The sequence below is a fragment of the Collinsella sp. CLA-ER-H7 genome (assembly GCF_040092345.1).
In the GTDB taxonomy this organism is placed as follows: domain Bacteria; phylum Actinomycetota; class Coriobacteriia; order Coriobacteriales; family Coriobacteriaceae; genus Collinsella.
In genome coordinates, this window is record NZ_JBBNLT010000004.1 from 117,982 (window position 1) to 131,535 (window position 13,554).

Annotated in this window: 12 protein-coding genes; 8 read left to right on the top strand and 4 right to left on the bottom strand. The window is 60.2% G+C overall.

Going from position 1 to position 13,554, the window contains the following annotated elements:
• Window positions 1-95: 95 nt before the first annotated feature.
• Window positions 96-2,045 carry an NAD(P)/FAD-dependent oxidoreductase gene (locus tag AAAX75_RS03785; protein WP_349091149.1) on the top strand — a complete coding sequence of 650 codons (1,950 nt, stop codon included), beginning with the start codon at window positions 96-98 and terminating at the stop codon, window positions 2,043-2,045.
• 120 nt (window positions 2,046-2,165) lie between these two features.
• On the opposite strand, the gene AAAX75_RS03790 is transcribed toward AAAX75_RS03785, so the two are convergent.
• The 3 genes from AAAX75_RS03790 to AAAX75_RS03800 all read right to left on the bottom strand — a co-directional run bounded on the left by AAAX75_RS03790 (window position 2,166) and on the right by AAAX75_RS03800 (window position 4,610).
• On the bottom strand, window positions 2,166-2,807 hold the full coding sequence (locus AAAX75_RS03790) for an RpiB/LacA/LacB family sugar-phosphate isomerase (RefSeq protein ID WP_117563655.1): 642 nt from the start codon (window positions 2,805-2,807) through the stop codon (window positions 2,166-2,168).
• 140 nt (window positions 2,808-2,947) lie between these two features.
• The gene (locus AAAX75_RS03795) at window positions 2,948-3,757 is read right to left on the bottom strand and encodes a gluconate 5-dehydrogenase (protein ID WP_349091150.1); all 810 of its coding nucleotides are present in this window, start codon (window positions 3,755-3,757) and stop codon (window positions 2,948-2,950) included.
• A 160-nt stretch (window positions 3,758-3,917) separates the two neighbouring features.
• Window positions 3,918-4,610: a FadR/GntR family transcriptional regulator gene (locus AAAX75_RS03800; protein ID WP_349091151.1), complete on the bottom strand. Its 693-nt coding sequence runs from the start codon at window positions 4,608-4,610 to the stop codon at window positions 3,918-3,920.
• Between the two features lie 232 nt (window positions 4,611-4,842).
• Here AAAX75_RS03800 and AAAX75_RS03805 point away from each other — a divergent pair, with 232 nt between their 5' ends.
• Together AAAX75_RS03805 and ilvD are read left to right on the top strand one after the other, a co-directional pair.
• Complete coding sequence (locus AAAX75_RS03805) at window positions 4,843-6,204, top strand: gluconate:H+ symporter (RefSeq protein WP_349091152.1); 1,362 nt, start codon at window positions 4,843-4,845, stop codon at window positions 6,202-6,204.
• Window positions 6,205-6,312: 108 nt separating this feature from the next.
• Window positions 6,313-8,091 carry a dihydroxy-acid dehydratase gene (ilvD, locus tag AAAX75_RS03810; protein WP_349091153.1) on the top strand — a complete coding sequence of 593 codons (1,779 nt, stop codon included), beginning with the start codon at window positions 6,313-6,315 and terminating at the stop codon, window positions 8,089-8,091.
• A gap of 187 nt (window positions 8,092-8,278) precedes the next feature.
• On the opposite strand, the gene AAAX75_RS03815 is transcribed toward ilvD, so the two are convergent.
• On the bottom strand, window positions 8,279-8,620 hold the full coding sequence (locus AAAX75_RS03815; RefSeq protein WP_006234747.1) for an ArsC/Spx/MgsR family protein: 342 nt from the start codon (window positions 8,618-8,620) through the stop codon (window positions 8,279-8,281).
• Window positions 8,621-9,140: 520 nt separating this feature from the next.
• On the opposite strand from AAAX75_RS03815, the gene AAAX75_RS03820 reads away from it, so the two are divergent.
• The 5 genes from AAAX75_RS03820 (at window position 9,141) to AAAX75_RS03840 (ending at window position 13,513) form a co-directional block, all read left to right on the top strand.
• Window positions 9,141-10,580, top strand: coding sequence for an MDR family MFS transporter (locus AAAX75_RS03820; protein WP_349091154.1), 1,440 nt, complete (start codon window positions 9,141-9,143; stop codon window positions 10,578-10,580).
• Window positions 10,581-10,583: 3 nt separating this feature from the next.
• Entirely contained in the window at window positions 10,584-11,090 is a 507-nt protein-coding gene (locus AAAX75_RS03825; protein WP_006234745.1) for a CBS domain-containing protein, read from the top strand.
• 171 nt (window positions 11,091-11,261) lie between these two features.
• Entirely contained in the window at window positions 11,262-11,573 is a 312-nt protein-coding gene (locus AAAX75_RS03830; RefSeq protein ID WP_349091156.1) for an MGMT family protein, read from the top strand.
• 585 nt (window positions 11,574-12,158) lie between these two features.
• On the top strand, window positions 12,159-12,494 hold the full coding sequence (locus AAAX75_RS03835) for a hypothetical protein (protein WP_006234743.1): 336 nt from the start codon (window positions 12,159-12,161) through the stop codon (window positions 12,492-12,494).
• A gap of 5 nt (window positions 12,495-12,499) precedes the next feature.
• Window positions 12,500-13,513: a hypothetical protein gene (locus AAAX75_RS03840; RefSeq protein WP_263633761.1), complete on the top strand. Its 1,014-nt coding sequence runs from the start codon at window positions 12,500-12,502 to the stop codon at window positions 13,511-13,513.
• Window positions 13,514-13,554 lie beyond the last annotated feature (41 nt).

Sequence of the window (13,554 nt, forward strand, 5' to 3'; positions counted from 1 at the left end):
CTGGGGGAGCGCGTGCGGTCGGGTGCTGCACGGTTGCTGGTACGATAGGTACGTCAGCAACTGCCGCCGAGCGGCTCAAATGAAAGGAACCCTGTATGGAGTCCTCTGCCTATCCAATGCTCTTTAGCCCGATCAAGGTCGGTACGACCGAGGTCAAGAACCGCGTCTTTATGCCGCCGGTGTCTACCAACCTGGCCGATCATGGCTATGTGACCGACGATTTGGTCGATCATTACCGTGCCCGCGCCAAGGGCGGCGTGGGCCTGATCATCACCGAGGTCGTGACGGTCGAGCCCACCTATACCTATCTGCCGGGTGACATGTGCTGCTACGACGACACGTTTATCCCCGGCTGGGAAAAGCTCGCCGCGGCCGTCCACGAGTACGGCTGCAAGATTATGCCGCAGCTCTTCCACCCCGCCTACATGGCCTTTAACATTCCGGGCACGCCTCGCCTGATCGCTCCGTCCTTTGTGGGCCCGTCTTACGCCCGCGAGGCACCGCGCCCCATCACGGTCGACGAGATTCACGAGCTCACGCATCAGTTTGGCGACGCTGCCGTGCGTATGCAGAAGGCCGGTGTCGATGGCGTCGAGGTCCATGCGGCGCACGCCCACGGCATGCTCGGCGGTTTCTTGACCCCGCTCTATAACAAGCGTACCGATGAGTACGGCGGCTCGCTCGACGCCCGCATGCGCTTCTTACTCGAGGTCATCGCTGAGATTCGCGAGCGCTGCGGCAAGGACTTTATCATCGACGTCCGTATCTCGGGCGACGAGTACACCGATGGCGGCCTGACCCTCAACGACATGATCTACGTCTCGCGTCGCCTGGAGAAGGCCGGCGTCGACATGATTCATGTGTCGGGCGGCACCACCATCAAGCGCGGCTCCGCGATTCCCGCCGCCGGTACGCAGCAAGCCTCGCATGCCGCCTGCTCGCGCGAGATCAAGAAGCACGTCAACATTCCCGTCGCCACCGTCGGACGTATCAACGAGGCCTGGATCGCCGAGGAGCTGATCGAGGACGGCGCTGCCGACATCTGCATGATGGGCCGCGCCAATCTGTGCGATGCCGAGTTCTGCAATAAGGCCGCTGCCGGCAACGCCGACGACATCCGCCCCTGCATCGGCTGCCTGCGCTGCCTGAACGGCATTATGTTTGGCAAGCGCATCTCCTGCACTGTCAACCCGGACGTGGAGCGCGACGAGGCTGGCTACGAGCCTGCCGCCGAGGTCAAGAACGTGCTGGTTGTGGGTGCCGGTCCTGCGGGTATGGAGGCGGCCTACATTGCCGCCAAGCGCGGCCACAACGTGGTGCTCGTGGACAAGCAGGACGAACCGGGCGGCGAGATGCGCATCGCGGCCGTTCCGCCGGCAAAGCAGGAGCTCACCCGCGTGATCAAGTATCAGTACCGTCGCCTGGCCGAGGCCGGCGTGAAGTGCGTATTTGGCACCGAGCTTACTGCCGAGGACATTCAGCGTGACTACGCGGGTTACGAAGTTGTCCTGGCTTATGGCGCCGAGCCCATCGCTCCGGCCTTTATGCAGGGCTTTAAGCAGGTTATGACAGCTGACGACCTGCTGGGTGGCAAGGCTTTCCCGGGCAAGAAGATTGTCATCGTCGGCGGCGGCACCGTCGGTTGCGAGACGGCCGACTACCTGGCCCCGCTGGTCAACGACCTGTCGCCGGCCAACCGCGATGTCACCGTCATCGAGATGACCAAGACGCTCGCCGCCAACGAGGGCGGTGCCGGTCGCGCGGTGCTCATCACGCGCATGCTCTCCAAGGGCGTTCACGTGCTGACCGAGGCCAAGGTGACCGAGATTACCGAGGATGCCATTAGCTACGAGAAGGACGGCGAGGTCCACACCATCGCCGATGCCGATACGCTGGTGCTTGCCATGGGCTATCGTCCCAATACCAAGCTGGCCGACGACCTTGCCGCTGCCGGCGTTGCCACCCACGTGCTGGGCGATGCCAACAAGTGCGGCAACATCCGCGACGCTATCGGCGATGGCTACAAGGTTGCCTGCGAGCTCTAGTCAACTCCTTGATGCATGGGGGACCTGTCTCCGCGGCGTCAGTCGGTAAATAGCAAAAAGCGACGGCCGTCCCGTACGTGGGACGGCCGTCGCTTGCGTTAGTTGCAATAGGTCGTGCGATTAGAGCCCCAGGAGCTCCTTGACCTTGGCGATGATGGCCTCGTCGGTGGCGTTGGCAAAGAAGTACTCCTGGAAGTGCTCGCCGGCAAGTGCGCCCTTCACCAGGTCCTGATCGATCTCGCCCAGGACGTCGACGAGCGGACGCATGGTCACAGCGCGCACACCGTCGAGGATCTTCTTGTTGCGCTGCTCGGGCTCAACGCGCTCGGCAGGATAGCCGTTGCCCGAACCAAAGCCAAAGAGCTTCTCGAAGGTGTACTCGAGGTTGAGCTCCTGGCCCCAGCCGTTCTTGAGGGCGAAGGGCATGGCAACGGCGTTGCCATCGTTGACCTGGGCAAAGGTGTAGGCGTCGAGCGGGTCGGCAACGTGGCCGCACAGCACGCCGGGGAAGGAGTTACAGGCGAGCATGGCGCCCTCGCCGGTGCCGCAGCCGGTCACGACGTAGTCGGCAGCGCCGGAGTTCAGCAGCACGGCGGCAAGGATGCCGTTCTGCACGTAGGTGAGGGGCTTGGAATCGGCGTCGGCATACATGCCATAGTTAAAGACGGTGTGCCCCATGGGCTCGACAACCTTCTTAAGGGCAGCCTCGATCATAGGGTTCTTGGAGTTCTGAGAGTTCTCATTGATCAGAGCGATCTTCATTGCGAATTACCTTTCTATTTCTAACTTGCGGTGAAATACGGACTGTTTTGCCTGATAGAAGCCAAAACCAATCCTTATCTCACCGCAACTCAAATGAAAAACGAGTGGATGAAACCTGATATGGGCAGTTGCGGCGACGCTTATTGAGGCTGCTTTCCAATGTATGCGAGGATTCCGCCGTCGACGTAGAGGATGTGGCCGTTGACGAAGTTCGACGCGTCGGAAGCCAAGAACACGGCGGGGCCCTTCAGGTCCTCGGGCGTGCCCCAACGGGCTGCTGGCGTCTTGGCAATGATGAACTGGTCAAACGGGTGACGGCTGCCATCGGGCTGCTTCTCGCGCAGCGGTGCGGTCTGCGGCGTGGCGATGTAGCCGGGCCCAATGCCGTTGCACTGGATATTGGCCTCGCCAAATTCCGAGCAGATGTTCTTGGTGAGCATCTTGAGTCCGCCCTTAGCGGCGGCATAGCCGGCGATGGTCTCGCGACCCAGCTCGCTCATCATCGAGCAGATGTTGATGATCTTGCCGTGGCCCTTGGCGATCATGCCAGGCAGGCAGGCCTTTGACACGATAAACGGTGCGTTGAGGTCGATATCGACGACACGGCGGAAGTCCTCGGCGCTCATGTTGAGCATCGGGGTACGCTGGATGACGCCGGCGTTGTTGACCAAGATATCGGGTGTGGTGCCAAAGTCGGCCTCGATCTTGGCGATGAGCTCGGCAACGACGGCCTCGTCGGTGACGTCGGCAACATAGCCGTGAGCGTCAAAGCCCAGCTCACGGTAGTGCTTCTCGGCCTCGGCGACTTTGTCGGCGTGACGGGCGTTAAAGGCGATTTTGGCGCCGGCCTCTCCGAGCGCCTCGGCGATGGCCATGCCAATGCCGTAGGTGGCGCCGGTCACGAGCGCGACCTTGCCATCCAGGCGGAAGCTGTCCATAAGATCAGACATAGCGATCCTTTCAAAAGAAACGTTCATCTATATTTATCTTACTTTTAGTACAAGCTCAGTATAGGAGAGGCGGCGCAACAGGCACCCCTTATTTCCTAAAATCAGGTGAACGTTCACTTTTAAAAGGTGAACGGCAGAAAAGCCCCTGCCGTGCGGACCTCTACTCGCTTTTTGCCTGCGCGCCCTCTGCAATCATGTTGCGGTTATACACCAGGTGCAGATACATCGCGTCGTGCGCGGCGGTGGGATTGCGCGCGGCGATGGCGTCGGCCACGCCACGGTGGGTGCGGATGGTCTCCTCAACCAGCTTTTTGCCGGTCACGTCAATAAACAGGGGGACAGACGCCTTGAGCACGCCCATTAGGCGGGGAACGACGAGGTTTCCGGAGCTCTCGGCAATGGCATTGTGGAACGCGGTGTCGGCGGCGGAGTAATCCTCACCGGCCTCGGCCAGGCGCTCGGATTCGTCGCAGAGCTCTTTGATACAGACGACCTGGTCGTTGGTTGCGTGCTCGGCTGCCATGCGTGCAATCTGCGGCTCGATCATAAAGCGCACCTCGAGTAGGTCGCGCGCCAGACGCTGCTTGTCATCGATAAAGGTAAAGCCCAGCGGGTCGTCGGCAACGCCGGGGTTCGAGGCCACATAGGTGCCCGAGCCCTGCTTAATGCGCACGATGTTGCGCGACTGCAGCAGCTTCATGGCCTCGCGCACCGTGCTCCTGCCGGCGCCCAGGCGCTCGACGAGCACGGCCTCCTTGGGCAGGCGATCGCCTTGCTCAAGATGCTCATCCAAGATCAATTGAATGATTTTCTCGGAAATCTGCTCGGGGAGTCCCGAATCGGCTCGTGCCACGCTTCACCTCATATCAAAAGAATTCATCAGAGCTATTCTAACTCATTCAACAGAAGCCGCGGCGGTTCGCCTAGACAGTGGGGAGCTGTAAGTAGCCGTTTACCGTCAAAACAGACCGTTCATGAAATACATCAGATGTATTTTGAACAAATTTCAATTTGAAACATCAGACCTATTGAAAACACGCTATAGTCTAAGCCGAATTCAAAAGGTCTGATGAATTGGAGGAAAGATGTCAGACCCAACGTTTATGGCTGATCCCACCAGGCTGGTCATCGCCGCCATCGTGGGCATCGCGCTGCTGCTTGCGCTCATCATCAAGTTCAAGCTGCACCCCGTGCTGTCGATGATGGTCTCGGCGCTCGTGATCGGTATCGGTGCCGGCATGCCGCTCGACATGGTGGCAGACACCGTCACCAAGGGCGTGGGCACCACGCTGCAAAACATCGCCCTGCTCATTGGCCTGGGATCGATGTTTGGCCAGATTTTGGAGGAGAGCGGCGGCGCCAAGAAGATCGCCCAGACCTTCATTGATACCTTTGGCCAGGGCCACTCCAGCTGGGCGCTGGGCATCACCGGTTTGGTCATCGGCACTACGGTGTTCTTTGAGGCCGGCGTGGTCGTTTTGATTCCGCTTGCATTTAGCGTGGCATCGCAGACCAAAAAGTCGACGCTCTACTATGGCATCGCGCTGCTCGCGGGACTTGCCGCTGGCTATGCGTTTGTGCCGCCATCGGCCGGGTCGGTTCTGGTCGCCGGCACGCTCGGTGTCGACCTGGGCACCATGATCCTCGTCGGTATCCCCACCGCCTTCATCGCCATGGCAATTGCCGGCGTCATCTGGGGCCGCAACGTGGGCGGTCGCATTTTAACCGATGTTCCGGAGCACTTTACCTCTGCCGAGGGTGCGAGCGACGAAAAGGAGCTTCCTTCCTTTGGCATGGTGCTCGCCATCGTGCTCACGCCGCTTTGTCTGATTTTGCTGGGCACGTTGTCCTCTTATATCCCCATGCCCGCCGAGCTCGCCTCGATTCTCGCCTTCCTGGGCAAGCCGTTTGTCGCTTTGACGCTCGCCACGCTCGTCGCGATGTATCTGCTGGGCGCGCGGCGCGGCTACTCCGGCGCCGAGCTCAAGGCCCTGCTCGACCGTTCGCTTAAGCCCGTCGGCATGATCTTGCTGGTCATTGCCTGCGGCGGTGTGATCCGCTGGATGCTGCAGGACTGCGGCCTGGGCCAGGTTATCGGCCCTATGCTCGAGGCCTCACCGCTGCCTTTGGTGGTCGTTGCCTTTTTGATTGCCGTCATGGTGCGTGCCTCTGTCGGCAGCTCCATCGTCGCTATGACCATGGCATCGGGCATTATGGCCGCCATGCCTGCGGTTGCCGGAGCCTCAGTGCTCATGCGTGCCGCTATCTGTCTTGCTATCTGCGGCGGTGCCACGGCCCTCTCGCACGTCAACGATGCCGGTTTTTGGATGTGCTCCTCGTTCCTGGAGATTGACGAGAAAACCACCCTCAAGTCCTGGACCATTATGGAGACGCTCATCGGCCTTTCGGGTCTTGCCTGCGCCCTGGTGATTTCGTTCTTCGCCTAGTTCGCGTAGCTAAGCATCTTTTGCCGAGTGCATCGCTCGGTACCCATTAACACCTGATTCATTAACCAACGATTGGTACAACCGTTCAAATCAAAAGAGGAGAGCATCATGGACGAGAAGACCAAGGCACAGATTCAGCAGGAGGCAGCCGACCTGGTTGCCAAGCTGCAGCCGCGTTCCGGCAAGTTTCGCACCATCAGCCCCGAGATGGACCCGCTGCGTCTGGGCTCTGGCTGGTCCATCGAGGATCTGGACAAGCCGCAGGTCATTATCGAGTCGACGTTCGGCGACTCGCACCCGGGTTCTGCCGGTCTGTTTGAGTTGGTCGAGGAGGTCCGTGCTGGCGTTGCCGAGGCTGGCGGTCACGGTGCCCGTTACTTCTGCACCGATATCTGCGACGGCGAGGCCCAGGGCCACGACGGCATTAACTACTCGCTGCCCAGCCGCGACATGATCGCCAACATGATCGAGATCCATGCCAAGGCCACCCCGTTCGACGCCGGCGTCTTTGTCGCCAGCTGCGATAAGGGCCTGCCTGCGAACCTTATGGCCATGGGCCGCATCAACATCCCCTCCATCGTCGTTACCGGCGGTGTCATGGATGCAGGCCCCGACCTGTTGACCCTGGAGCAGCTCGGTGCGATTTCTGCCCGCTACGAGCGCGGCGAGATTTCCCGCGAGGAGCTCGAGTTTGCCAAGCACAACGCATGCCCCAGCTGCGGCGCCTGCTCCTTTATGGGTACCGCCTCGACCATGCAGGTTACCGCCGAGGCCCTGGGCCTTATGCTCCCCGGCACGGCTCTGCTGCCCGCAACCAGCTCCGATCTGCGTGAGTTTGCGCGCGAGGCTGGCCGTCAGTCCGTGTGGCTCTCCGAGCACAACCTGTGCCCCCGCGACATCGTGACCAAGGAGTCCTTCGAGAATCTCATCATGGTCCACGGCGCCATCTCCGGTTCCACCAACTCGCTGCTGCACATTCCCGCGATCGCCCGCGAGTTTGGCATCGAGATGTCCGCCGACGATTTCGATCGCCTGCACCGTGGCGCCCACTACCTGCTCAACGTTCGCCCCGCAGGCGAGTGGCCGGCGCAGTTCTTCTACTATGCGGGCGGCGTGCCGCGCATCATGGAGGAGATCAAGTCGATGCTCCACCTCGACGTTATGACCGCCACCGGCAAGACTCTCGGCGAGAACCTCGAGGACCTCAAGAACAACGGTTACTACGAGAAGTGCGGTCGTTACCTTGAGAAGTGGAATCTCAAGCGCGAGGACATCATTCGCCCGTTTGACCAGGCCTTTGGTACCGACGGCTCCATCGCCATCCTCCACGGCAACCTTGCCCCCGAGGGCGCCGTCGTCAAGCACACGGTTGTTCCGCGCGAGATGTTCCAGGCCACGCTTAAGGCGCGTCCGTTCGACTGCGAGGAGGATGCCATTCACGCCGTCCTGACGCACGAGGTCAAGCCCGGTGACGCCGTTATCATTCGCTACGAGGGTCCCAAGGGCTCCGGCATGCCCGAGATGTTCTACACCACCGAGGCTATCGCCAGCGATCCCGAGCTGGGTGCGAGCATTGCCCTTATCACCGATGGCCGCTTCTCCGGCGCCTCCAAGGGCCCGGCTATCGGTCACGTTTCGCCCGAGGCTGCCGTGGGCGGCCCGATTGCCCTGATCGAGGAGGGCGACCTTATCCAGATCAACATCCCCGAGCGCTCGCTGTCCATCGTGGGCATCGCCGGCAAGGAGATGGAGCCGGCCGAGATCGATGCCGTCCTGGCCGAGCGCCGAGCCGCTTGGAAGCCCAAGGCTAATCGCTATACCTCCGGCACGCTCAAGTTCTTTACCGAGCATGCAGTTTCCGCCATTCAGGGTGGCTACATGGAGTAGCGCCCATGCGCATCAAATATCTCCTCTCATAGATGTGCGGCACAAAGAGCCCCGAGCCACGTCACCGGGGCGCGTTGTTCAGCGCCGCCGGGGCGCTCCACTCAAACGACAAGAGACGTCTTACGCAAGCGCCCGCGTCCGTGGATAAAACCACGGGCGTGGGCGCTTCACTTTATTCCCAGCCGCTTTATTCCCAGCCCTTCCACACGTCAGGCTCGTAGCCAACGGTTGCCTGGCGGCCGTTGCGAACGATGGGCTCACGAAGAATCTGCTGGTTATCGAGCACCTTTTCGAACTTCTGGTCGGCAGCAAGATACTGTACGAGCGCAACCGTGTCGGCATCTTTCGCCTTTGGATCGATCACAGCGTCGATCCCGCCGACGGCGCGCGCCACGCTTTCGAGCTCGCCTTTGCTCATCCCCTTTTCCTTCAAGTCGATGAACTGGAACTTCACACGACGTTCCTTGAAATAGCGCTGCGCCTTCTTAGTATCGAAGCTTTTCTTCGTGCCGAATATCTGGATGTTCATACGTACCGCCTTCGCTCAATTCTCGTCCGTCCATGATACGACAAGGGAGCCGAGCAAAAACAGAGCAGGCGGAGATGGAGGAGGACGGCGACCGACCGTCGGCAAGAGTCGGCCGGATCGGACTGGCGCCCAGCGCGCGCCGGCGACACGCTCGCAGCTGCACACATAGCCGATGTACAAGCTCGCCGCGGCGTTCCCTCGCCCCGCGGTGTGGCGATAGAGAAGCACGCCACCCGTCAACGATGGCGCCTCGGTGAAGAAAATCAACGTCTGGGTTACATCCCTTGAAAGGGGCGAAGACGGCTGCTAGAATACCTCCCCGCTATGAAGGATTTGACCAAAGCATACATCGCAATTCGGCGGCCCCTGGTATACGGGGCCTCTCCTGTTGTTCCCCAAGTGCGCTCTGAGCAGCCGCTTTCTTCCTGTCGTATCTGATGCACGCATAGCACGTGCATGTTATTTCGCCCGTGGGCCGGCGCGCCTTCGGCGAAGAATCGAATAGATACGAAGGAAGCTTATGTCTGATAATTGTACGGTCGCGCCCGCCAATGGGCGCATTACCGGTACCCAGATCCGCATCGTCGCGGTCGTCGTCCTGGGTGCCTTCTTGGCGCTACTGAACCAAACGGTGATGTCGCCTGCGCTGCCGGTCATCATGTCCGATTTCGCCATCGATGCCTCGACTGCCCAGTGGATCATGTCCATATACCCGCTGGTGAGCGGCATCATGGTCCCCGTTTCGGCGTTCCTTATCGACAAGTTCAGCACCCGCGCGCTATTCTTCGGGGCGACGCTGGTGTTCGCGCTGGGCACGCTGCTGTGCGCCGCAGCCCCTGATTTCCTGTTCCTCATCATCGGTCGCGTGTTGCAAGCGGCGGGCTCAGGCGTGCTCATGCCGCTTGTCTCGGTGGTTCCCATGCTGGTGTTCCCCGTCGAGAAACGAGGAACGGCTATGGGCATGGCGGGCATCGTCATGTCGGCGGGTCCCGCGGTCGGCCCCGTCGTAGGCGGCGCGGTGATCGACACGTACGGCTGGCGCACCATGATCGGCGCCATCGTCCCCCTCGCAATTCTCGTGCTGGTGCTGGGCGTGTTCATGCTGAAAAACGTGGGCGAGCTGAAGAACCCCAAGCTCGACCTGCCCTCGGTCGTCCTCTCCACCATCGCCTTCGGCGGACTTCTCTACGGGTTCTCGAGCGCCTCGTCGATGGGTTGGGGCAACCCCGTGGTGCTCGGCTCGATCGTCGCGGGTGTCGTGTGCTTGGTGCTGTTCGTCGTACGCCAGGGCAAAATCGAGGACCCGCTGCTTCAACTGGGCACGCTCAAGACGCGCGAGTTCCGCGTGGCCGCCATCATCGTCACGCTCATCAACGCCGCTTGCCTGGTCACCAACACGCTGTTGCCGTTGCTGCTGCAAACCTCGCTTGGCGCTTCGGCCTTCGAAACCGGCATGGCCATGCTTCCCGCCGCGGCGGTGGGCATCATCATCAGCCCTATCTCCGGCGTGGTGTTCGACAAGTTCGGTCCGCGTGCCATCTCGATCGTCGGCCTGGCCCTCATGACCGGCGCCCTGTTCCTGCTCTCGCTTTCGACGGTAAACACGCCCATCTTGGTGGTTGCGCTGTTCTGCATGCTGCAGTCCGCCGGCCAGTCGCTCGCGAACATGCCGGTGAACACATGGGGTGTCAATGCCTTGAAAAATGACATGATCGCCCACGGCAACGCCATCGCGAACACCGGCCGCCAGGTCGCCGGCGGTTTGTGCACGGCGCTCATCGTCACGGTCATGACAAGCGTCACCGCGTCGACCGGCGTCGATGCGGGCATCCAAGTAGCCACCGCCGTGGGCGCGGGCGTCGCTTACAAGGTGTGCGCGGCAATCGGCCTCGTTTCCCTTATCTGCGCCATATTCAGCGTGCGCACCAAGAAAACCGCACCGAAAACGAAGGAGGCATAAGCGATGTCCGAGATTCTGTCCGAGCGCATCCCGCTCGAGCTCGAGGGGACGCCCGTTTCGAGCATCATGATTGAAGAGCCGTTCACCTGCACGCAGGATTGCACGATTTCCGACGTGGTGCGCATGCTCGCCGAAAACGAGGTGAGCAGCATGCCCGTAATCGATGAGCGCAACCAGGTGGTCGGGTTCATCTCCGACGGCGATGTCATGGGAGCCATCGCGCAGCATCGCGCTCACACCATCTTCACGGGCGGCGACGCGTCCATGCTGTACTTCGACGATCAGAGCCTTGAGCAGCGCATCGAAGACCTGAAGGATCGCTGCGTCATGGATTTCGCGACGCGCCAGGTAGTGTGTGCCCGTCCCGAGCAGAGCATCGCCCGCGTCGCCGCGCTGCTGGCGAAGAAGAAGTTCAAGAAGCTTCCTGTGGTTGATGACGAGGGCAAACTCGTGGGGGTCATCCGCCGCTCCGCCATCACCAAATACATCTTCGGCATCCTTTTCCAATAGGGGCAGGTCGCACTTGAGGCGAACATCTCGAGGCATCGAGCCAGCAACTGGACCAGACAACCTTGACACGCACGCGCTTTCCCTCGATGCTTCGGTAAGGGGAGCTGCGAAAATCGCAGCACGGGTGATCGGCGCCGCGCCCCCGAAGGCAAAAGCGAACACGGGAGCGATATGATGGAAAAAGTCCTGGACGAAGATTTGGTTTATGAGATTCTCTCCGTCGTGGCAGAGATTCCGGCGGGATGCGTCGCCTCGTACGGTCAGATAGCGCGCCTCATCGGCAGGGAGAAAAACTCTCGCCTGGTCGGAGCGGTGCTGAGCGAGGCGGATCGCTACGGCGATTATCCCTGCCACCGCGTCGTCAACCACGCGGGACGCCTCGCGCCAAACTTCCCCGACCAGCGAGCACTACTGACGGAGGAAGGAGTCGCCTTCCGAGACAACGGCTGCGTCGACATGAAAAAGCACCAGTGGAACGAGTAGCCAGGCAGCGTAGCGTCGAAAGGAGCGACGCCACGGGGAACGACCTGCGCCCCGCCGCCGGACAACCTATGGCAAAGTGACACGTCCCACAAAGAGCGGCGCACCAGTACGAGACACGACCGCGACGTAAAAAGACCCTATGATACTCGTAAGCATCTATCTGATTGCCCGCCTCGAGGTACCCAAAGAACGAGAGATGCCGAAACCCCTAGACAAAGAAAAAGGTCGGGAGCTTTTATGCTTCCGACCTGAAGTTTCATGGTCGCGGGGGGCGGATTTGAACCACCGACCTTCGGGTTATGAGGTCGCTACGACGTTGTTTCATTCAGACATTTCGACCCAAATTGAAGTCAATATAACTCCAGGTCATTTGATGTTTTCATAGATTTACGAAAGAAAAGTACGCGGAATAATTCGACCCAAATTCGACCCACAACGAGCTTGAAAGCGGTCAGGCGGAGCATTACCCTTGGGGTGTGACCCCACGCAGGGCCCACCACCAAGGGTAATGCCCACCCGCCCCAGCCCTTTGCGCCATTCCGCGCAACCGAGCGCGATTCTCAGGCACTTCAGGCAAGGAACACGATGAACGACCGACCTCTCGTCATAGGCAAAGGAACGAAGCAACGCCGCGACAAATACACGTGGCGCTACCGTCACAGCCTCGGCAAGGATCCGGTCACGGGCAAATACCGCTATTCGCCGTGGCAGACCATACATACCACCAAAAGCCGAGAGGTCGACGCCGCACTCGAAGCCTACAAGGCAGAACTCAACAGCGGCACCTACGTCCAAAAATCGAGGGACACCGTCGGCTCGTACGCAAAAAAGTTCCACGACAACCGCGAAGGAACCATCACGCCGCTCGCCTACTCGACATCCTACTCAATCGAGAACCGGACGCGCACATCACATGCGTGATGCTCATGCTCGACACCGACATGAGAAGGGCAGAAGCCCTCGGGATGACGTGGTCCGATGTCTCCGTCGAGAACAGAAGCATCCTCATTGAGCAGCAGTTCGCGGCCGATCGAAGCGTTCGCTCGCCCAAAAGCAAGAAAAGCGTGCGGAGGATCTCGATAAGCGAGACGCTGACGTCGTATCTCGAATTCTGGAAAAAGGAGCAGGCCCGCGAAATGGAAGCCTTCGGCCTGGAACAAGTCAAAGGCACTCCGCTCGTCCACTCATTCGAACGAACGAAAGACAGGCATCCCCAAGTCAACTTCATGGACCTGAATGGGTTTTCGCGCTGGTTCAGAAACTTCAGCGTCGAGAACGGGTTCGGCAAGTTCGAAGGCGTTCGAACATACCATTATGTGAAGGAAACTGTCGACGGGGAAACGATTTCGAAGCGTTATGAGCATAAAGAGTGGCTCGAATTGAGGGATTACCTCAGGAAGCATCCCAAGGTTCGAGAGGCGAGGCATATCAGCACATATGAGAGCGAGCACCTTCCTTACGGATATTCGGGCCTATCGAGCCACACCGCTACTGCCGCTACTGCCCGCTACTGCCCGCCAGCTTCCGAACCAGCGGGCGGTAGCAGCACCCCGAACATCTCGCCGACAGCGCAGAGAGTCGTCGACCTGGCGGCCAAGGCCGACATCGAGGACGTGATGCTGTGCGACCTGCCCGGCGTCCTGTCCTTCCTAGGGCTGCCACCTGAGACGGAGATGCCGCCGGGCAACAAGGGGAAGACGAAGCTCAAGAAGCTCTACAGGAAGGTGGCGCCGAACAAGGCATACCACTCCGGCGAGCGCGCCAAGGATTTGATCTCGCACCTCGACATGGCAGAGATCAGGGCATCGGCGCCCGTCCAAGAATTGGGATGCAGTTCAATACGAGCTCGGGGCTCTTTTCGTCTAGATTGGGGACGCATGGCCGGACGAAAACAATTTGCGTCTGGTAATAAGCGTACGAAAGCGCAATTTACGTCTTAATTCCGTACGCAAATCAAGACGAAAATCGTTTACGTCTGCTT

Coding starts and splice junctions, on each gene's coding strand:
- AAAX75_RS03805 (WP_349091152.1), top strand. CDS start 4,843: ATGTCAGACCCAACGTTTATGGCTGATCCCACCAGGCTGGTCATCGCC.
- AAAX75_RS03820 (WP_349091154.1), top strand. CDS start 9,141: ATGTCTGATAATTGTACGGTCGCGCCCGCCAATGGGCGCATTACCGGT.
- AAAX75_RS03785 (WP_349091149.1), top strand. CDS start 96: ATGGAGTCCTCTGCCTATCCAATGCTCTTTAGCCCGATCAAGGTCGGT.
- AAAX75_RS03815 (WP_006234747.1), bottom strand. CDS start 8,620: ATGAACATCCAGATATTCGGCACGAAGAAAAGCTTCGATACTAAGAAG.
- AAAX75_RS03840 (WP_263633761.1), top strand. CDS start 12,500: ATGCTCGACACCGACATGAGAAGGGCAGAAGCCCTCGGGATGACGTGG.
- AAAX75_RS03830 (WP_349091156.1), top strand. CDS start 11,262: ATGATGGAAAAAGTCCTGGACGAAGATTTGGTTTATGAGATTCTCTCC.
- AAAX75_RS03835 (WP_006234743.1), top strand. CDS start 12,159: ATGAACGACCGACCTCTCGTCATAGGCAAAGGAACGAAGCAACGCCGC.
- AAAX75_RS03825 (WP_006234745.1), top strand. CDS start 10,584: ATGTCCGAGATTCTGTCCGAGCGCATCCCGCTCGAGCTCGAGGGGACG.
- AAAX75_RS03795 (WP_349091150.1), bottom strand. CDS start 3,757: ATGTCTGATCTTATGGACAGCTTCCGCCTGGATGGCAAGGTCGCGCTC.
- ilvD (WP_349091153.1), top strand. CDS start 6,313: ATGGACGAGAAGACCAAGGCACAGATTCAGCAGGAGGCAGCCGACCTG.
- AAAX75_RS03790 (WP_117563655.1), bottom strand. CDS start 2,807: ATGAAGATCGCTCTGATCAATGAGAACTCTCAGAACTCCAAGAACCCT.